General features: G+C 43.4%; 19 protein-coding genes. 15 read left to right on the plus strand and 4 right to left on the minus strand.

What is annotated here, in order from left to right; translation table 11 throughout:
• The first annotated feature begins 3 nt into the window (after positions 1–3).
• Entirely contained in the window at positions 4–2,601 is a 2,598-nt protein-coding gene (locus ACKGJO_RS06420) for a TonB-dependent receptor (RefSeq protein ID WP_411322585.1), read from the plus strand.
• Here the strand turns inward: ACKGJO_RS06420 and ACKGJO_RS06425 are convergent.
• The 4 genes from ACKGJO_RS06425 to ACKGJO_RS06440 form a co-directional block, all read right to left on the minus strand.
• Entirely contained in the window at positions 2,586–2,993 is a 408-nt protein-coding gene (locus tag ACKGJO_RS06425; protein ID WP_411322586.1) for a RidA family protein, read from the minus strand. The genes ACKGJO_RS06420 and ACKGJO_RS06425 overlap by 16 nt on opposite strands.
• Entirely contained in the window at positions 2,990–4,315 is a 1,326-nt protein-coding gene (locus tag ACKGJO_RS06430) for a M20/M25/M40 family metallo-hydrolase (protein WP_411322587.1), read from the minus strand. Before ACKGJO_RS06430 ends, ACKGJO_RS06425 begins: the two co-directional genes overlap by 4 nt.
• A gap of 23 nt (positions 4,316–4,338) precedes the next feature.
• Entirely contained in the window at positions 4,339–7,263 is a 2,925-nt protein-coding gene (locus ACKGJO_RS06435) for a tetratricopeptide repeat protein (protein ID WP_411323282.1), read from the minus strand.
• Between the two features lie 470 nt (positions 7,264–7,733).
• Complete coding sequence (locus ACKGJO_RS06440) at positions 7,734–8,537, minus strand: sensor histidine kinase (protein WP_411322588.1); 804 nt, start codon at positions 8,535–8,537, stop codon at positions 7,734–7,736.
• Between the two features lie 575 nt (positions 8,538–9,112).
• On the opposite strand from ACKGJO_RS06440, the gene ACKGJO_RS06445 reads away from it, so the two are divergent.
• The 14 genes from ACKGJO_RS06445 to ACKGJO_RS06510 all read left to right on the plus strand — a co-directional run bounded on the left by ACKGJO_RS06445 (position 9,113) and on the right by ACKGJO_RS06510 (position 19,516).
• The gene (locus ACKGJO_RS06445) at positions 9,113–10,906 is read left to right on the plus strand and encodes a DEAD/DEAH box helicase (protein WP_411322589.1); all 1,794 of its coding nucleotides are present in this window, start codon (positions 9,113–9,115) and stop codon (positions 10,904–10,906) included.
• Positions 10,903–12,147 (plus strand): hypothetical protein, encoded by a 1,245-nt coding sequence (locus ACKGJO_RS06450; RefSeq protein WP_411322590.1) that lies wholly within the window; start codon positions 10,903–10,905, stop codon positions 12,145–12,147. The genes ACKGJO_RS06445 and ACKGJO_RS06450 overlap by 4 nt, the downstream gene beginning before the upstream one ends.
• A 47-nt stretch (positions 12,148–12,194) precedes the next feature.
• Positions 12,195–12,392: a hypothetical protein gene (locus ACKGJO_RS06455; protein ID WP_411322591.1), complete on the plus strand. Its 198-nt coding sequence runs from the start codon at positions 12,195–12,197 to the stop codon at positions 12,390–12,392.
• A gap of 22 nt (positions 12,393–12,414) precedes the next feature.
• Entirely contained in the window at positions 12,415–14,721 is a 2,307-nt protein-coding gene (locus ACKGJO_RS06460; protein ID WP_411322592.1) for a 3'-5' exonuclease, read from the plus strand.
• On the plus strand, positions 14,711–15,106 hold the full coding sequence (locus ACKGJO_RS06465; protein ID WP_411322593.1) for a single-stranded DNA-binding protein: 396 nt from the start codon (positions 14,711–14,713) through the stop codon (positions 15,104–15,106). The genes ACKGJO_RS06460 and ACKGJO_RS06465 overlap by 11 nt, the downstream gene beginning before the upstream one ends.
• A gap of 41 nt (positions 15,107–15,147) precedes the next feature.
• On the plus strand, positions 15,148–15,417 hold the full coding sequence (locus tag ACKGJO_RS06470) for a hypothetical protein (RefSeq protein ID WP_411322594.1): 270 nt from the start codon (positions 15,148–15,150) through the stop codon (positions 15,415–15,417).
• Positions 15,414–16,295 (plus strand): MerR family transcriptional regulator, encoded by an 882-nt coding sequence (locus tag ACKGJO_RS06475; RefSeq protein WP_411322595.1) that lies wholly within the window; start codon positions 15,414–15,416, stop codon positions 16,293–16,295. Before ACKGJO_RS06470 ends, ACKGJO_RS06475 begins: the two co-directional genes overlap by 4 nt.
• A complete protein-coding gene (locus ACKGJO_RS06480; RefSeq protein ID WP_411322596.1) occupies positions 16,292–16,588 on the plus strand; it encodes a hypothetical protein in 297 nt (98 codons plus the stop codon). Before ACKGJO_RS06475 ends, ACKGJO_RS06480 begins: the two co-directional genes overlap by 4 nt.
• Positions 16,589–16,637: 49 nt before the next feature.
• Complete coding sequence (locus ACKGJO_RS06485; protein WP_411322597.1) at positions 16,638–16,943, plus strand: hypothetical protein; 306 nt, start codon at positions 16,638–16,640, stop codon at positions 16,941–16,943.
• Positions 16,940–17,872: a RecA family protein gene (locus tag ACKGJO_RS06490; protein WP_411322598.1), complete on the plus strand. Its 933-nt coding sequence runs from the start codon at positions 16,940–16,942 to the stop codon at positions 17,870–17,872. Before ACKGJO_RS06485 ends, ACKGJO_RS06490 begins: the two co-directional genes overlap by 4 nt.
• Before the next feature lie 34 nt (positions 17,873–17,906).
• Complete coding sequence (locus tag ACKGJO_RS06495; protein WP_411322599.1) at positions 17,907–18,155, plus strand: hypothetical protein; 249 nt, start codon at positions 17,907–17,909, stop codon at positions 18,153–18,155.
• Positions 18,152–18,460, plus strand: coding sequence for a hypothetical protein (locus ACKGJO_RS06500; RefSeq protein ID WP_411322600.1), 309 nt, complete (start codon positions 18,152–18,154; stop codon positions 18,458–18,460). Before ACKGJO_RS06495 ends, ACKGJO_RS06500 begins: the two co-directional genes overlap by 4 nt.
• 436 nt (positions 18,461–18,896) lie before the next feature.
• Positions 18,897–19,223 carry a hypothetical protein gene (locus tag ACKGJO_RS06505; protein ID WP_411322601.1) on the plus strand — a complete coding sequence of 109 codons (327 nt, stop codon included), beginning with the start codon at positions 18,897–18,899 and terminating at the stop codon, positions 19,221–19,223.
• Positions 19,224–19,225: 2 nt separating this feature from the next.
• Positions 19,226–19,516: a hypothetical protein gene (locus ACKGJO_RS06510; RefSeq protein WP_411322602.1), complete on the plus strand. Its 291-nt coding sequence runs from the start codon at positions 19,226–19,228 to the stop codon at positions 19,514–19,516.
• Positions 19,517–19,545 lie beyond the last annotated feature (29 nt).

A 19,545-nucleotide genomic window follows, 5' to 3' on the forward strand; every position in this document is an offset into this window, starting at 1 on the left:
ATTATGGCAGCTTTTTCATTTCCTGCTATGGCTCAATTCAGCTTTCAGTCAGTACCGCTGATCGATGTGATTCACACCTTAGAAAATAAAACTGATTACAGGTTCCTGTACAGAGAATCACAGGTCTCCGATATCAAAATCACACTTGAAACAAACCGAAATGAATTTATCCAGGATCTGGAAGCAGAATTAACCTTTTATCAGATCGCTATAGAATCTGATGATCAACGAAGGCAGATCGTTCTATATCGCCAAAAAGACAGTAATACACCCACAATAACCATCAGCGGTCAGGTTGTGGACGGTAAAAGCGGTGAAAGATTGCCTTATGCCACACTATTCTGGAAAACAGGCGATAAAACCAACGGAGTAGCAAGTAATTCATCGGGTGTTTTCAATATCAATACAACGGTGCGAAGTCCTGATTTTACTCTTAAAAGCTCATATCTGGGCTATGAAAGCAATGAGATCACACTCGATCTCCGACAGGGGTCATCATTTGAGGACGTAACCATTCGGCTCTCCCCAACTTCCGTCAAGGGACAGGATATCGTGATCACAGGATTTAGCTATCCTTCAAGCTCTGACAGCATCTACCGAAATTTTATAAACACCGGTGTCCTTAGTCCTTTCGGAGAAAATAATACGACCCGGGCCTTACAATCACTTCCTTCGGTCTCAAACGGTCCCGCCATAAATAATGGTATCACCGTTCGCGGCAGCTCGCCCGATGCTACTCAGATCCTTCTCGATGGGATCACAATATATAACCAAAGCCACCTGTTTGGATTACTGGACAGCTTCAACCCGAATGCTCTGCAAACCTCAGGTTTCTTCTATGACGTAACACCGGCTCAGTTTCCATCTTCACCGGGCGGTACACTTTCCATGCTTACCAAAACCGGTTCCATGAATCAGTTTAAAGGTTCTGGAGGTCTCAGTAACACGGCTTTCAATGCCACCGTTGAAGGGCCACTTAGAGCCGGGAATAGCAGTTTTCTCTTTTCCGGGAGAACATCAACCATGAATATTGTAGACTGGCTGGGAAACAAGGACCTAATCGCCTATGGGTTGAATATTGACCGACCCAGTGAAGTTATGGGCGATAATCTGACCGACTTACAGTCACGCCTTGTAAACCCCGGTGAATATGATGCACTCTTTTATGATCTGCATGGCAAACTATATTATGAAAGTAAGTATGGAGGCAGGCTTACCTTTGGAGCCTACTATGGCGCTGATAACGTTTCACAGGATGCGGAGCGACTGGTTCGACGATTCAACCCGAATAATCCTTTGGATCGTTTCAGCCTTCAGAATGTTGAAACTCTGAACAAGTGGGGAAATTTCAGCTCCAGTATATCTTATAAAACACCGATCTCTTCAAAGTTGTACAGTCAAACCCTGACGGCTGTCAGTATTTATAACACAGAATTTAAAAAAGATGACTTTGTATACAATAGGGTCGATTCAGGAGGCACTAACGTACAGGTATTTACCTTTCCCCTGGAGAATAAAAGTGTATTCAATGAGATCAAATTTGACCAAAGTTTTGACCTGAGTCTGCCCTCAGGTTTCTGGACCTTTGGAGCTTCATATCAATATTTTATAGGTGAATATTTTGAGGAGTCTTTTGATCGACCGGCATTCTTGAATGAATTTGAATCCAGCCTGATCGATGTATATGGCCAACTTGATCATACCGGGTGGGATATTCTGAATCTTCATATCGGAAGCCGGCTCCATTACTACACTGACATTTCCAAAGTTTACTTCTCCCCCAGGATAAAACTGAAAATACTAGATGACCATCCACTTTCATTTGGATTGGGATATAGTAAAAATTACCAGTTTACACACCGGTTATCGTTCTACAATGTGAGCAGTCCTGATATTTGGGTAGTAAGCACAGATCAACAACCGCCAACAGCCTCGGATTACTACACCGCTGGAATGTACATCCGTATGGGATCGTGGGGCTTGCTTCAGGTCGAGGGATATTATAAATCTCTAGACAACGCACGATTGTTTGAGATCAATTCCCAAACGCTTACCAATAGTTTTAACGCCCTGCCATGGCTTTACAAAAATAAAGGAACTTCTAAAGGTGTTGAATTCATGTTCAGGAACCAATTTGGACCTATTACACTCACTAATTCATATACCTTATCTGAAGCCACCTTCAACAATCCTGAGATCTTGAACGGTGAAGAGTTCTATGCCCAATGGGATCAGACCCACAGTCTTACCAGCTCAGCTGAGATCAATATAACATCCAATTTAACCTCATTCCTGAGCTTTAATTACGCATCCGGTACACCTAATCGACTGTATTTTTTACGAATTGAAAGTGAGGAGCGCCTCTCCGATTATCAACGGTTGGACGCAGGCCTTGAATACTCAGGATCCGTAGGCCCTACCGATATTGAGCTAAAAGCTTCCGTATTCAATGTCCTAGACAGAAATAACACCTGGTATCGTGAGCTGAATTTGGTGATCGACACCTCTGTTCCACAGAATCAGCGCCGACTTACTTCCCAGCCTGTGGATGTCTATGATCTGGGCTTTCAGCCTTCTTTCAGTGCTCAGGTCTGGTTTTGATCTGATGTGCCTATAACTGCATCCACTTCCATCTCCACGATCAGGTCCGGATGAATAAGATTACTGACCTCAACGAGCGTGGCTGCGGGTTTAACTGCGCCAAAGTATTCTTCATGGGCTTTACCAAAAGCTTCCCAATCTTCAATATTCGTTACAAAAGTCCTTGTTCTGACCACATCTTTCAGTGAAGCTCCTGCTTTAGAAAGGGCTTTCTCAATGTTATTAATGCATTGAACCGTTTGAGTATACAGATCACCCTTACCTACCACATTGCCCTTATCATTAATAGCAGTGGTTCCCGATACAAAGATCTGATCACCGACTCGAACAGCCCGGCTGTAACCAACTTTGTTTTCCCACTCTGCTCCGAAACCGTAATTCTGTCTTTTCATTTGTCCGCTATCCCTGCTTCTGCCGTTAAGATCAAAAAGGCTCTCTGAATTCCCTTGTAGCCTTCATTATTGAACCACCATTCGTCCAGAGAATGTGAGCCCCCGCTGCTTCCACCACCACCTATGGTCATGGATGGAATACCCATTGAGATCGAAACGTTGCTATCCGTTGAAGAACGAGCCAGATCCGGTTCATCCCCAAAATGTTCAGTCACTGCTAATGCTCTTTGGATCAAAGGTGTGGATGATTCGATGGTACCTGAAGGACGATTTCCGATCATCTCAACATTAACTGTTAAGTCAGGTCCTTCTGTTTTGATACTGTTTGCCTCCCTCAAAGCTTCATCAATAGCTTCATGCATAAGAGCATCGATCTGCTTCAGACTCTCCTGACTTTCAGATCGCATGTCTATTTCCATCCAGTTTTCGAAAGGAACCGAGTTTACCGATGTCCCACCGCCGATACGCCCAACGTTATAGCTGGTTCTTGGGCCGGTTTTAACAAATTCTGAGGCCTTATCCTCAAAGATCGCAATAGCCCTGCCAATGGCATGAGCCGGATTCCCGATCCCAAAAGCACCCCACGAGTGTCCGCCTGGTCCCTCAAACGTCACTCTGTAACGGTGTGAACCGAGCGCCTGATTGACGATGCGGGAATCGCTGCTCCCATCTATGGAAATAAACGCATCAATGTTATCGCCTTCAGTTTCAAATAAATGCTTTACTCCTCTGAGATCACCAACACCTTCTTCACCAACCGTACCTACAAACCAGATGTTATCCCGGGTTGATATCTCAAGAGTTTCATAGGTATCGATCAAGGTAAGTAAGGCGGTTAATCCGCGGGTATCATCAGTAATTCCAGGAGCAAATAAAGTGTCATTTCTAACCTCCACTTCAACGTCAGTTTCTTCAGGAAAAACGGTATCCAGGTGGGCCGAGATCACAATATTTCGATCACCTTCCGTTCCTGGACGAACACCGATCACATTGCCTTCATCATCAATTCGAACCTGTTCCAGACCCAGTTCGGTCATCATCTCTGCATATTTTGTTGCTCGAAGCTGTTCCAAAAACGGGGGCGCTGGAATTTCAGTGATCATGATCTGATTTCGAACGGTAAATTCATCGACCTCTTCGATATGTGCCAAAGCCTGTTGGATCCTTTCATTACCTGTCAGGTCACCTACTTCATCTATATAGGTCTGCTGCACAGTAATTTCAGTATCAGCATCAGAATTCTCATTCGCAGTTTGATTGGTACAGTGATTCAGACTGACAAGTACCGTTAAAATAAAAAACAGGTTCAGTAAGTATTTCATAAAGAAAATGGTGGTGTTAACTTTTAATTATTGTTTGCGGTAAAGTCAGGTCCCAGTGGTATTTCAAGGCTTCCGGCCTCTTCGGTCAATGCTTCGGCTTCCGCCTGATCTCCGGTTTCATTTAGTATCTCGACCAAAGCTGATCTTGCCTCAAGATGAAATGGATTGTATTCCAGGGCCTGCTGATATGAGTTTTGAGCACTTTCATTATCATCTTTCATAGCAGCCAATTTTCCTTTTAGAGCAGCGACTTCTGCCACAAAAATAGGCAATATCTGATCATTTTCCAGTTCAGCCGCAAGTTCCATTCCTCTATCGATCTCGGATAGTAACCCGTAAACTTCGGCCAGCAATAACTTATCCTGTGTGCTGAGTTCATCTGTACCAGCTTTGTCCAGAGATTCCTGAGCTTGGTCATTATTCCCATTCAGTGCATGGATCCTGGCGATCCTTAACCGGTATCCCGCAATATTATTACCAGCCGACTCCAGAATTCTCTGACCTTCCTGCAAAATTTCCAAAGATTCATCACTCAGATCCTGCCTCATTAGAACATCGGCATAAGTGGATCGAAGACTGAAGTCTTGTGGATTTTGCCCCAGAAGATCCCGGAAGTATGGTGTGACTTCAGCAGAATATCCGAGCCGGCTTTTTAACTCATTTACAAAGGTCTCTGCTTCTTCCTTACGGTCTGTCAGATAAGTCGAAATAGTAGGCGCAGAGGCAACATATTCTTCTGCTGTACTCAGAGCCATCGCAACTTTACCATAGTCCAAATACCTCTCGCGCATCAGTCGGTTCAGCTGTGCCGCTTCAGCCAGATCACCCTCAAGTGTTTTCGCCTGATTCAGTAAATCATTTTGATTTTCTAAAGCCTCATCAAAATCAAGGTCTCCATTTAAAGCCTGATGATGAATGATGTTTGCTTCATCAACATAATTAGGTGCATACGTATCATCTATATCTTTAGCTTTTTGAATGAAAGATTGAGCCTCCTCATAATTTCCCTGACGGGCATGAACCTGTGAATATTCAAGTAAGGCAGGTACATAATTCTGACTATACGTTAGGGCTGTATCCAAATAAGATGCTGCAAGAGAGGGGTCATTATTAGCTCTTTCAGCCAGGGTCAGATAGGTCTGTGACCAGTTATCTGCCAGTACCTCCTCATTTCCCGCCAGATATTCCTCTTGTTTCTGAAGAAGGTCTTCCAGAAATGAATAATAATCCGGGTCCTTTTCCAAGATGTATTCCTGTGTATTCATCGACTTATGATTCAGTGGGTGAACCTTTTTCTCCGCAAGAAAGCCTGCATATCCTTGAGCAAAGAATTCACTTTCGTTGTTGGATGCATAGTAATCCAATGTCTTATTATTAGCCATCGCATCATAATATAGTGCACGGATCTGTCGGTCTTCTGCATCAGTTAATATCCTGCCGTGATAAAGATGGGCATATTCATGAGCCAGTACATTACGTTCAAGGTGAGCTCCTCTTTCAAGATATTCAATACCGGTGGCTCCACTGCCAACCCCTCTAATATCCATCCACTGCCGATTATCGAAGGTGGTTCCAAATCTGAAATAATTCCTGTCCATAGCGATAGCCAGATCGATATGAAGAGGTGGAATAGCAAAATCAGAATCAAATTTCTGGATCATGTCCAGATAGGCTTTACTTGGGCCGATCTGCTGAGAGATCATTTTTTTTACACGATCGCCGGGGTAGTATTCAGCATCCTTAAAGACCTCATAGAACACTGATCCTTCTTTAGGTATAGCAGTGTTATCTATGATCTCTTCTAGTTCTTCATACTCTTCGAGATATTGAAATTGTCGCTGTTTAATGACTGCAGCCAAGGCATTGTGTGCCGGGCCATAATTTTTTTTCCGGTCCAGGATTCGTTGAAAATGAACTTCGGCCGAATCCAGTCGCTCTACCCTATCCATGCTGTAATACATATAATAGAATGAACCCCGCATCATTTCCGGCAGGACTGATTCAGGATATTCCTCACTGACCTTTCGGGTCAACTCGATCGCTTCACCCACGCGTTCCTGAGCCAAGAGCGCATCTGCCTCTTGCAACTTTTCCCGAACTTCATCATCGGACTCAGTTGCATAATCAGCATAGGTCAGGTTGGTGTGACCATTTCCAAAATGCCAGTGTGCCAGGTAATGCAAAGGGTTAACCTCGAAAGCCAGATTCCACTGGCCGGCCATATTATCGAGCTGAGTCGCATCTACTCTTCTCCAAACCGCATACCCATAGCTAAACCGTGCATCCGCATTGAATGGATTAACCTCAAGTGCCTTTTGAAGTGCAGGCTCAGCTGCTGCAGGATCCTGATCCCAAAAAAGCACCTCTCCTTCCAACAGATAGCCCTCAGCCAGTGCGGGATCCCAATCCTGAACATCCTTTGCCCACTGTAATGCTTCCTCATAATCACGATTCAGAAGCGCTACCCTGCCCTTTACGACTCCTGCTTTTGCATCCGATTCATTTTCACGCAATATGGCATCAGCGATCTCCTCAGCATTATCAAGTCGCCATGCCTGAATCTCAAGATCCGCTTTCAACAGACGGGCTTTTTTATGAGAAGGATTGGTTTCCAGCACCTCATTTACTAATGCCTCAGCATTTTCATATCTGTGTTTTTTAAAGTCCAGGCCGGCCCTGACCAATTTTGTCTCGTCCGAATCATCCAATTCATCCAGATAACCTTCTGCCTCTTCCCACAAACCAAGTTCCACCAGTTTCCAGACCTCGCTGTGGGTCAGCTCCTGCTCCAGTGACTGCAGAGTTTGAGTTCTTTCCTGTTCTAACTGCCGGTTGGCTGTGGCTAGATCATCTGCCTTATAGTCTGCAGTGTTGTTGCAGGATACAAACAACAGCAAGGCAAACAGTGAGAGTAATCGTGGTATGCGTTCGATCTTCATCAGAATCATATATTCCAAAAGTGAATGTCGTTTTATTCTGATGGATTATAACAGAAATGAGGCATTGTTATCGTTTAAATATTATAAAATGCTTCAGGATGAGCATTGACATAAACAATCACCCCCATCTGTTCCCGTTTCTGAATTCCAAGTCGTTTTGGAGCTGAAATACCTCACGAAATATAGCACCTTGACGAGAGAGAAAAATCGTAAACCTATTTAACGGTCATCCGGTCATTCGCAGTCGGGAGTTTTTGGTTCTTTTTAGGTACAAAAGAACAAGTAAGGTGATTATATTAAATAGCCTGAGCAAGTAAAGGAAGCTAATGCTAACGAATTCGAAAACACCATTAGATCAGACAGATAATACGCCACACCGAGGTTGAAGTATTAGGTTGAGTCAGGGCCTCCATCAGGCATCACGGAGCAGAGCACCGTGACGAGGTAAAATGTAACTCAAATTGATTGTTAACGGAACTTCACCTACCCATAATCTCAGGAATCGGAATTTCAACTTTGATCTTAGTCCCTTCACCTGCTTCTGAGTCTATCCACATATCCCCGTTTAGCTCATTCACAACATAGTAGGCCTTGGTCAAACCAAATCCGCCACCCATAGTACGAACCGTGTCCTTTACGTTACTGGCTCTGTATCCATAATCAACCACTTTTTCGATCTCATCCTCGGGAATGCCGTAGCCCGTATCTTCCACCACAAATTTAAAGACCCCATTTTTTTGCGAGATACCAATGGTGATATCCCCACCCGGCGGCGTATATTTTCTGGCATTAGCAATGAGATCTCTGATCACATCCTTCAGGATCAGTGGCATGTAAATGATCTCCTCTCCCTCGCTGTTAATGGCAAAATTTACCAGATAATCCTTCTCATCCTGTTCAGCAATATTGTAAATGATCTTATACCTACCTTTGCTATTCTTTTCCATAGCATAGAAGAATTCTTTGAAATCATCTACGAAATTCCTAACCCGAATCGGGATCCAGGCATTTGGGTCCTCCCAACGCTGAATGATCTCTTTTAAACGGACCTCAAATACATCAAAGACATTTTTAAGGATCTTTGAGTATTCATCAACATGAGAACCATCATTTAATACAGGTTGCTTTGTTTTGAGATTGTTAAGAGTTTCATTGATATCCTCCTCAAATTTCCTGAGGGACTCAACATTAAAAACCGATTTATCCTTGGAATGACTGGCATCGGCAAATTCTAAAGCTCTACTGATGACAGGATCCAACAACTCGGGATTGTCTGTCTCCATTTGTATGAGCTACAGCTGGCTGCTGATAACGGAAATAATATTTACGACCGAGTGCATTTCAAGACCTTCGATCTCTTCTTCAGTGGCTTTTATATCTTTAGTTATTTTCATTGGCTGAGTAAGTTAAAAATATGTCTCATAGTATCTGAATTACTACTTAAATTCAAAGATCATTAGTCCGTTTTAGATTCCATGATTTTACAGAAATTGGTCACCAAATAAGTCATAAAACCCGCCCAGATTAGCCAAAATAAAAAAGCCAAAGCACCTTATAAGGCACTTTGGCTTGAGTTTTAAATGTATTGTGGAGGTGCGGGGAGTCGAACCCCTTAATTGTGGTGGTTTGAAAAACCACCCATTTCGCTCCGCTCAATGTCCGTGAAGCACGATTTAATGATGTGATATGAGTGAACCCCGTCCGGTTATTAACGGGACGGTTATTGAGTTGGTTATTGTAAGCAGATTTTTGAGCAAAATCTACTTATACACTTAACTTAAAAAACATCCAATACCATTTGCATCCAATTCATAAGACCCATATATTTAACGCATAACCTCCAAACCCCCTTATATCAATGCTAACAATCACCCCTCGTGATTATCAACAAGCAGTTGTTGACAAATCAATAGATTCGTATGACCGTGGTATTAGACGGCAACTATTCGAGTCAGCAACCGGAACTGGAAAAACTTATACATCAACGTTTTTAGTAGACGCTTTTCGCAAGCATGTTCGCGGTAAGAAAAAAGCGATGTTTCTTGTCGACGAAATTAACTTAGCATACCAAGCACGTAAATCTTTTGTTACAGCAAATCCCGATTGGAACATTGGGATTGAAATGAACGATCATGAGTTCTCAAAGAAGGACGACATCGTCATTACATCTATCCCTACCATTGGCCGTAAAGGTTCGCGTAGGATCAAGAAGTTTGACCCTGACGAGTTTGGGATGGTTATTGTTGACGAAGCACACAAGTCAATTTCCGATAGCTGGATCAGGTCTTTAAATTACCTTCAAGTTGGCCCAGACAATTTCGATTCCGATAAGCTCTTATTTGGAATGACGGCGACACCTAATCGTCCCGATGGTAAACCACTAAACATTCTGTACGATGACATCATTGAGAAGTTTGATTTACGATGGGCATTACAGAACGGATGGCTTACCGATTTTGAATTCATCCGAGTGGATACCGACACCGACATTTCACATGTCAAAAAGAACCGTGGAGAATTTGTTCAACGTGATCTTAACTCCGCAGTTAATAACCCTGACCGTAACGCACAGATTTTTAAAGCGTACAAGGAATACTCGGACGAAGAGCCAGCCATCTGTTTCACCGCCTCGGTGGATCATGCAAAAACACTGACCGAACTATTCAACATTAACGGGGTCCCTTCGGCAACGATCGAAGCGAACACTCCAAAGGAAAAGAGAAAACAATACATCGCCGACTATAAGGCCGGTAAGATTAAGGTTCTCTTTAATTATGCTACCCTCACTACAGGATTCGACGCGCCGGATACAACGACTATCATTCTGGCTCGTCCCATTGGATCACAACTCCTATACCAACAAATCTTAGGTCGTGGTCTTCGTCCATCATCTGACTCTTTAGTTGATGCCTTCAACACATCGAAGGAACGGGCGTTGGCTATGCAGTTTTCACAGAAACCGTATTGTAAAGTAATTGACTTTCACGACGTTACAATTGATAAGTCGGCCTGTACCCCTTCCTCTCTCTTTGGTCTCCACCCTGACATGTCTACGGAGCCGAAGAAGAAATTCTATAAGGACGTTGTCGAGGTACTTGACGATAAGCAGAAGGAACACCAAATCGATGTCTCTGAGATTAAGAATTTGGATGACATTGAACTGGCGGTTAGACGAAGTAAGTCTTCCCTATCATCAGTTACTTCTATCCCCGATGAAATTCAGTTACACTCGAACAAAGCGTGGTCCAAAATTTCCGACGAGCATTATGAAATCTCCTTTCCAATGGAAGATAAGATTCTTGTAGTGACCACCAACCAGTTAGAGCAATACGATCTGTCTGAGTACGACATGAAAGAGAAGGAAACGAGGAACCTCAACACCTTTGGTTCTCTATCCGGCGCTATCAACAACGCGGACCGTTTTGCTGACAATAACTACAACACGAAGATGGCTGACGTCGAAGAATGGATGGACGATGGGATCACCCGTAAACAATCCAAAATCCTTAAACGCTTCTTATCCGGCAAGGGCCTGAAGATCGACTCGAAAGACCGCTACGAAGATACTCACGTTCCTCTTCACTATTACAGTGGTGACCTACTACACAAAGGTTCAGCGACAAGGTTAATCAGTAGACTCTTCAACCGATGAGAAAAATAAGAAACAAGATACAAGAATTGAAGTACATCAAACCTTCATTGATTACCAAACGTTATGGTATGCCTGAAGAGAGAGTGTATAAACTGATAATGGACAATTGGAAAGAATTCGAGAACCCGCAATTTATGGGCGGAGCCATCCACACTCAATACCGGATGGATAAAATGTATTATGAAGTGTGTGATTCCCGTTACAAACGAGGGAATTTCATCCCAGCCAACCAATTAAACGCCCACGTAAGAAAGCTCAAACGTAAGCGTAAGAAAGACCAACACGTTTCAACATATCAACACTGTTACCGTTGGGCCAGACAAGCCGATAAGACCGGTAGTGTTGGCGGTAATAACACTATGATTTACACCCCTAATATTTGGGTAGAGCTTGACCGTGACAGCCTCGACGAAGCTATCCAAGATTCGTGGTTGATCGCTCACCGCTTTGGTTACACCGATCACATGAAGTTCTACTATTCAGGGAACAAGTCGATCCACATTGCGGTCGACGCACGTCTGTTTGGAAGTCCGGTAGGATGGGCGAAAGATTACGCTGGCCGTGGGAAATTGTTCTACAACATTGCTCACCGTATAGCCAGTGATGTTCGTCACGGTAATGGCATTAGTGACCCTAATTTCTTCGATCGTGAAACGCTCTTTCAGGTTTATGAAGCCACCTTTAACGAACCCCCGCCAGACGATGAACAAGGGATCGTCACCGCGAAGAAGGCACTTGAAAATACTGACCCTGCATTGTACTCGACCAACTCTCTAATACGCACGGAGAATTCGATTCACGAAAAAGGGAATAAACGGAAATTTCAAGTAAGCCTAAAGGGACTCGCTAATAACAGTCTTGAACCTTCCAATCATGAGTACCCCGACTATTGTATGCCTAAACTTTTGCACTGGACATTCCAATGTGTCGAACCGAAGAAACGAAAGGTTGACCACTCTAACTTTAAGAGTAGTGGGAAGATCGTTATCGACATTTACAGTAAGTACATTGGCGAATTCGATCCTTCGACTGCGAACTCGCAAGGGTTTGTGACCGATTTACGAAATCCACTATACGAAGACTCCAACGGTTCCTGTTCAGTCAATCTCGCGACTGGAGAGATGCACGATTGGGGGGCACATCTTACGTATGGAGTGGCCGATTTCTTAGGTAAAGTAAAAGACATCGGGACAAAGAAAGCAGAATCTATAATCAAAAACGAACAATTCGAATTAATATGAAATATTTATCAGCATTTTTAGGACTCTTATGTCTTCTGTTGGTCTACTTGTTTTTCGCAAGTGTTTCGACTCTGGCATTCATTGAGGTTAACGAAAATACCGGACTTGTGGTTGAAGACGTTACCGTTTTAGATACCACTACCGTTTATGAACTGAAGTTCGTCGGATCGTTAAACTCCATTCAAGTGAAGAGCAATAACCCCACTCTTTACGCTAAAGGCGATACACTACGTTTGTTAGACTAATACCAACCTCCAACCCCCAATTATGAACAATGAAAAAAGTCTGCTCTTTGGGCAGGACGATGAAGAGAATATAGTCTCCATAGAACGCATGTCCGATCGTGAGTATGTTGAAATATTTACCCGTGACGGTAATGAAGTCAACTCCCGACGTATCCGAACCCCGTTGTTTGGTTTCGTTAACTCCCGACAGGACGCACTCAGGAAACTAAGTAAAGACGATGCTCGTGTTACCCCTTTAATGGGAGACTTACATTACGATCGTATGATCGAGACCTACAACACGAAGCTTCTGTACAATTTGAAATACAACGCAGACCGTGTTGAGATACCGACAATGTATCACCAATACTTTATCCAATCCGGCAAGACCTTGTTTAAGGGAATGGGATTTGAAGACCACCGTGCGTTGGTGTTCGACATTGAGACTATCACAACAGATGGTTACGATTTTCCTAACGCTCTGCGTGACGGTGATGAAGTGGTTGTCATTGCGATGTACGACTCTACCGGATGGTGGAGAGTAATACACGGTGTCGACTATAGCGAAGAAGAAATTCTCCGTGAGTTCATCAATGAAGTACAACGTCGTGATCCTGACGTAATCGTTGGTCACAACGTTTTCAATTTTGACCTTCCGTATGTTGATGACCGGTGCAAAAAGTACGGTATAGAATTGGCTCTTGGGCGTAATGGTTCAACACCATACACCTACGACACTTCAATGAGATTGGCCGATAAGGATCGGGCCTATACAAATTATAGCATCTACGGACGTCATGTAGTAGATACAGAACTTTTGGCCAGACAAGCCGATGTAGTAAAACGTAAATACGAAAACTACGGACTCAAGTATCTCGCTAAAGAACTTGACGTGGCTACTGAATCACGTACCTATGTAGAAGGGTCTGAAATCTCAGACACTTGGAAAACTGATCCGTACAAGATCATAGCCTACGCTTTGGATGATGGCCTCGAAACTATGGGCCTATACAAAGGCTTCGGTCAATCGGCGTTTTATTCCACACAGTTCATTCCAATGGGATACCAAGACGTATTTCGTTTAGGGTCCGGCGGAAAGATCAATAACCTGTTCATGCGTTATTACATGATGAACGGACACTCCATCCCCTACCCTGACAATGAACGTAGTATCACAGGTGGCTATGCGGATGTGTTTAAGTATGGGTTTTTTGATCAGCATTTAGTGTATGCCGACGTCGCGTCCCTTTATCCGTCACTGGCTACCTATTTGAAGATTCAGCCCCAGAGTGACATTCTCAAACTGTATAAACGACTCGTTCTCTTACTCAAAGCATTACGGTACGAAGTGAAGGCGAAAGCCAAAGACACTGGAAAAGAGATGTACAAATCTCAGGACGGTGCGTTCAAAATTCTACTCAATACTTTGAGTTATGGTTACCTGTCGTGGAATCGTGGATTCTTTAACGATTACGAAGAAGCCGAGAGAATCACTGAAGGTGGTCAAGAAATTCTTAAAGAGATGATCGACCAAACAAAAGAATGGGGTGGTGTCCCGATTAAATGTGACACCGACGGGATGCTTACTTCTGTCCCTCAATTGTTCGAGGATGCAGACGAATATTGTAAGACCCTTTCCGAAACGTTTGACGATCTGATCGCTATCGATAACGACGGTGAGTACGAACGTGGGATCATCATTGATAAAAAATCTTACGCTCTCGTAGAGAAAGGTGAAGTAGAACCTAAGATCAAAGGACAAACGATTCGTGGTAGAAACATCGAACCATTTGGTAGAGAATTAATCATCAAGATTATCAACATCACTGTCGGAAACACAGAGGATGTAGCAAAAACAACTGAACAAAAAATACAACGAATTAAGGAGGAATATGACGCTTACCGAGAAAGCATAATAAACAAGACCATCGATCCAGAGATGATCAAGAGTGTTGGAAACATCAAAGAAGACCTCGACGATTACTTACACAGGGTAGAGATGGGAGCCGGTAACGGTGGTAGAAATGCAGACGCGCCTTACGAACTCGCGTTAGAATCCGATCGTCAATACGAAGTCGGAGATACGATTATTTATTACGTGAAAGAACCGCCACGAGTTTGGATGAGCTTTCGCAATAAAAAGAAGAAAAGAAAAATAAAACTCAAAAAGTATGAGTCCGCCAATTTTCTCGCGGAATACGACAACGACCTTGACCCCGAATATTATTTGGATCGTCTCGATAGTTGTGTCAAAAAATTCTTGCCTGTTTTCGGCGAAGACTTATGCGAACAATTAAACATTAAAATTTACTCAAAAGACCAAGAAAAGGTAGACCGATATGCATATTAATGACTTAGAAGGAATAGAAGACGTAAGAAAAAGTGGCCTCCAAATGTACATGTTCCGTGGGACATTAGGTAAGGACCCTGAAGAAATCGAAACACGCGGAAAAACAATGGTGAAAATCGCCGTTGGTGTTGATCATAACGTACCTGTGAAGGACGACAATGGTGACATTATTGATTGGGAACACGAAGGAACAAGCTGGTTCAACATGATCGCTTTCGGTGATATGGCTGAAGAGCTACTGTACTTCGAAAAAGGTGAAAGCATTCAGGTCACTGACGGTCTCGTGAAACAACGTAAGTGGGAAGACGATGACGGAGACGTTCATTACGACTTCAACTTCATCATCAACGACTTCGAAGAGTACGTACCTCAAAACAAAGATTAATTAATGCCCCCTTCGGGGGGCCTTATAAACCTCCAACACCTATGTTCAAAAATCTTATAGATAGACTATACAAAGCCAACCCGCAATACGACTCCATCGTGACCCAATACGGAAACGATAACGGAGAATGGACCGTGAAATTCTTAGCCGAACAAGAAGGCGTAGGAGTCACTATTCAGTATCCATTAGTGTCCCTTGCGGATGACGAAGAAGACGACACTCCAAATTCAGATTATTTGGAAATGCACCTCACTTTCGAGCGTGTCGACTCAGACATCAAAAAACAAATAAGAAACCAACTATATAAATGAACGAATTAGAAGAACGGACAGAAATACAAATACCCGTCGAATTCGATAATGAAGAAGTGAACGAACTCACAGAGTTTATTCTGGAGTACAATCATGACTACAAAAACCACATGAACAAAGTCGAGAAACACATGTGGGGAGCCTTTGAATCCAAATGGTCGCTCGGTGAGCAACTGTGGATTTACGAAAATATAATCTTAGACGAATTCGAATACTGGAAAGACTATGCAGAAGCCATCGATGTCCACCCTACCCTCTTATCTCGCGCCAAGAATGGATATGAACACTTACGCGACCGAGGTGCTGAAACGTGGGAAGACGTCGAAGACTTGCTCAAACAGAAAAGCATCCGGCCAACCGTCAAAAACTTCGAGCGTATCGGCGGACTTCTCGACGCCCCTGAAGAGACCGAATCTTTCGAAGACTACACAGAGCGAGACCAACGAAGATTGGAAGAACTCTATGCGGAAGCTGAAGACATTCTTACGCGAAACGAGAATCCAAACCGAAATGAACCTGTGGCAGACATTGTTACAGACGCCGAACATCTCTCCGAGTATCTTGAAGAGATCAAGGATAAGGTCAAACGTCAGAACCCGTACCACATCGAATGGCGGAGTGGAACTTATCTTGACTTCATCCGTGGTTTTGGACGCGATCTAATCACCGGAGAACCTTGTGAACGCTGTGAAGCGCACCACACCGACCCCAACAACCAGACCGGTAATTATGGTACAAAAGTAGCTGATTGGGCGACCATACCAGTAAGTCAAGGTACTCACCACAAAATTACCAATGGTGAGATTGTCCCTACCCCAGAACAAATTCTTAAAGCACAGACAAAATGTTTAGCTACGTTTTTAATGACTGCGCTATGAGAAAATTAAACGACTCATCTACACTCGACCTTAACCCGAAACCTGACGATGAGAAAACGTTGAAATGGATATTGGCTACACTCGTGGCCTTTATCCTTCTTCGTGCTTTCGCGTCATGTTCAACCTCCACACCCAAAAATTATGAACCAAGAAACGATAGAAACAGAATTTCTACCACCTTCTCCAGTGAAGCGGACAGAACCCAACACACACTTCAAGGACCAGTTTGGTCCAAAGATCACCTCACCGAACCAACTTTTATTTTTCCCAAAAAGAGCGATTATTTCCGATAAGGTTGGCTGGTGTCGTAACACCCCCCGTCCTGTCGGCTGGGTACAGAACATGCAATTCCGCAACGTAGCTAACGCTATCAACACAGGTATCTACCTGTACCTACCCAAAGAAGTGGAACAACATCTTGTCATTTGTGATCCATTCGACATGCCGGAAATTACTCTCCATTTCGATCGGATTAAAGACAATGGTCACGTTCAATATCTGTTCTGGGATTCACTGGACGATTTCGATCATATACGTGATATGAAATTTGATCAGTATTTAAACTGTCTACCCGACGGTCATGAGTTCGAAGACACATTTGTCGCTCTCGCAAAATCAATGTTAAAAGAAACCTCCAATACCCAATGAAAACAAACGAAATAGTAGAGGGTGGAAGATTCACCCCAGAATTTTATCTCGACTCAGGGTCGATCCTTGTTAACCAACAACTCAATAGTAATGGTTGGCCAGCCGGATCAATGATCCATTTATATTCATCACAGGAAGGTAGCTTCAAAACCTCTCTTGCCCTACACGGAATGATCAACGCTCAGGATCGCGGTATGCGTGTCGGGTTTGTTGATGCGGAGAAATCCTTAGACGTAGAATGGGCCAAATCAATGGGCCTCTCTGACGATCCCGACCTATGGGTCTATTCAATGCCTGAAGACGGCGAGACTGCCCTTCAACACACCGAAACGATGATCGAAGACTACGGCTGTAAAGTGGTTGTACTTGATTCGGTAGATGCGTCCCAACCTTCCAAATACCACGAAGAAGAATACGGTGATGCTGTGATGATGGTCCACGCCAAACTTATGAATAAATTCGCCCGTCGTATCTCAGGTGTTCTTAAAAACAACCAAGCTATCTGCTTCGCCATTAATCAAATGCGTACAGCCGGTGGTAACGGAATGAGTTACAACAAACCGTCAGGTGGTAAGGGTCTCCCTTTCTACTCTGCTTTGAATATGGAAATGCGCCGGAATACCTCTCCTTCCAACTTGGTAGGTGCAATGGACATTCCCCTTCTTTTCCGTATCCGACGATCCAAGATCGGACGGTCCTTCCGTGACATCGAAACAATCGGCAGACAAGGCGTTGGCATTGACCGATCCGGTGAACTTGTACAACTGGCCTTGAATGTAGACTTCCTACAACGCGCCGGTAGTTGGTACAAAGGCAAGAAGAACGAAGACGGAAAACGAGAAACTGTGGGTCAACATATCGATCTGGCCCGTGAATATGTAAAAGAACACGAACAAGAAATCTTGGAGTTGGCCAATGCTCAGTCTTGAACAAATCGGTGCAATTCTGTACAAACATGATCTTATGATCACGGAAGAAACGTTTGAAGACCAAAGTACAAGAACCTTCGAACACCGGCTTTCGGTGACCCCAATCGATAATGATCATATTGGAATGTTTAAAAATACCACAATTCCGATGATCAAAGCCCCTAACGAATCCCATTTACAACTTGTCATTCATCAAGCAAAGAAAGAATTCAAACACGATTTGTTTGAGTGTATGGCGAAGGGGATCAAAAACGAATTCGAACCTCTAATACCCAATCAATGAAACTAATAACGATTGAGAATAAAATATCGGGTCAAACCTACGTCGGAACTGAACCATCGAAAGGTGGTCGGACTCTGGCGAAGTTTTTTGACCTGTTCGTACAAAACCCAAATATGTGTCCTGAACTCACCGAAGACATCAAGTTCCTCGGAAAGAAAAAGTTTGACGTGTCTCTCGTAGATACTAACGACAGTGGTGAGTCGATCGCACTGCAACAAAAAGAACTGATCGATGAACTTGGAGATGGGGCCTACAACGAGCCTCACCTATACAACGTGTATTTCAAAACGGTGTTTCATGATTGAAACTTTAGGAGAAGACAATATACGGTCACTGAAAAGGGCCTTTGTCAGACGTAAAGAAGCAGTGTCAACACGAATCAAGACTATCATCAATGAGTATGAAATGGAGTTGTCAAAGGCGTCCAATTTAACGGAACGTAAGTATACATCATTTCAGATTTCTTACTACCTCCGCAACCCTAAAGAAACCCCAATGTGGAAACTCCTTGAAGTCTTAACATTAATCAGATCAGGTTTGAGTAAACAGTTCAAAGACAGAAAAGTAAAATACATCCTACACCCTACTTGGATAAGAGATAAGTTCGGCGAACCAATCTTCGTCAACGGGTCCCAAGTAGCAAATCTCCACGGCGTTTCGTTAGACGAATGCATTCTTAAAAGATTCGCAAGTGATAAGCAATGGGTAGAATGTGAACATTTAAAAATGAAGAAATGACCTATGACAAACAGACAACTAACCGTTCTGGTCGGAACCCTCGCAACCATCCCAGACGTGAACCAACACATCATCAAACACGTTTACGGAAGGATGATCACCGGAGAAGACATTCAATTTCGGACGATGCTCGACCACAAGGCGGACAATGCCATTGTAAACCAACCCCCTACGGACCTGTTGACTATGCTCAACGACTTCCAACCGATCCGAAACAAAACCCTGTCCATAATCGTGGATGGGAAGACGATCGAGGAAGAGAAGAGAAAGGAGATGAAAGAAGCTCTGAACGAAACATTAACATCATTAGGACTCCCAAACTTTAAATAACTATGAAATTCACTCTTATATACGAAAGTTCCAACGGCGTGTCTGCCGAAAACTACGACAAAGACCACAACCGTTTCAGTGACGAACCCATTGAGTCTTTAGAGGACGCCAAACGATTCTGTAAAGACGCCATCGACTACTTCAATGGCTCGTTAAGGAGAGGGGAAACAGAACGTGAATACGTTGATTGTATCTATGGTAACCACGCCAAAGTGATTAACATCACCGACCACAGGCTCGAAGAATTTGGACCTGTTTCAAAAGAAGAAGCTTACCAAAAACTTAAATCATAGTAAAAAGGCCCCTTGCGGGGCCATTACTT

The sequence above is a fragment of the Gracilimonas qinghaiensis genome, assembly GCF_046602855.1.
Lineage (GTDB): Bacteria > Bacteroidota > Rhodothermia > Balneolales > Balneolaceae > Gracilimonas.

Excerpts from the sequence above, each read along its gene's own strand:
- ACKGJO_RS06420 (WP_411322585.1), top strand. The coding sequence starts at position 4 with ATGGCAGCTTTTTCATTTCCTGCTATGGCTCAATTCAGCTTTCAGTCA.
- ACKGJO_RS06425 (WP_411322586.1), bottom strand. The coding sequence starts at position 2,993 with ATGAAAAGACAGAATTACGGTTTCGGAGCAGAGTGGGAAAACAAAGTT.
- ACKGJO_RS06430 (WP_411322587.1), bottom strand. The coding sequence starts at position 4,315 with ATGAAATACTTACTGAACCTGTTTTTTATTTTAACGGTACTTGTCAGT.
- ACKGJO_RS06435 (WP_411323282.1), bottom strand. The coding sequence starts at position 7,263 with ATGATTCTGATGAAGATCGAACGCATACCACGATTACTCTCACTGTTT.
- ACKGJO_RS06440 (WP_411322588.1), bottom strand. The coding sequence starts at position 8,537 with ATGGAGACAGACAATCCCGAGTTGTTGGATCCTGTCATCAGTAGAGCT.
- ACKGJO_RS06445 (WP_411322589.1), top strand. The coding sequence starts at position 9,113 with ATGCTAACAATCACCCCTCGTGATTATCAACAAGCAGTTGTTGACAAA.
- ACKGJO_RS06450 (WP_411322590.1), top strand. The coding sequence starts at position 10,903 with ATGAGAAAAATAAGAAACAAGATACAAGAATTGAAGTACATCAAACCT.
- ACKGJO_RS06460 (WP_411322592.1), top strand. The coding sequence starts at position 12,415 with ATGAACAATGAAAAAAGTCTGCTCTTTGGGCAGGACGATGAAGAGAAT.
- ACKGJO_RS06465 (WP_411322593.1), top strand. The coding sequence starts at position 14,711 with ATGCATATTAATGACTTAGAAGGAATAGAAGACGTAAGAAAAAGTGGC.
- ACKGJO_RS06470 (WP_411322594.1), top strand. The coding sequence starts at position 15,148 with ATGTTCAAAAATCTTATAGATAGACTATACAAAGCCAACCCGCAATAC.
- ACKGJO_RS06475 (WP_411322595.1), top strand. The coding sequence starts at position 15,414 with ATGAACGAATTAGAAGAACGGACAGAAATACAAATACCCGTCGAATTC.
- ACKGJO_RS06480 (WP_411322596.1), top strand. The coding sequence starts at position 16,292 with ATGAGAAAATTAAACGACTCATCTACACTCGACCTTAACCCGAAACCT.
- ACKGJO_RS06485 (WP_411322597.1), top strand. The coding sequence starts at position 16,638 with ATGCAATTCCGCAACGTAGCTAACGCTATCAACACAGGTATCTACCTG.
- ACKGJO_RS06490 (WP_411322598.1), top strand. The coding sequence starts at position 16,940 with ATGAAAACAAACGAAATAGTAGAGGGTGGAAGATTCACCCCAGAATTT.
- ACKGJO_RS06495 (WP_411322599.1), top strand. The coding sequence starts at position 17,907 with ATGATCACGGAAGAAACGTTTGAAGACCAAAGTACAAGAACCTTCGAA.
- ACKGJO_RS06500 (WP_411322600.1), top strand. The coding sequence starts at position 18,152 with ATGAAACTAATAACGATTGAGAATAAAATATCGGGTCAAACCTACGTC.
- ACKGJO_RS06505 (WP_411322601.1), top strand. The coding sequence starts at position 18,897 with ATGACAAACAGACAACTAACCGTTCTGGTCGGAACCCTCGCAACCATC.
- ACKGJO_RS06510 (WP_411322602.1), top strand. The coding sequence starts at position 19,226 with ATGAAATTCACTCTTATATACGAAAGTTCCAACGGCGTGTCTGCCGAA.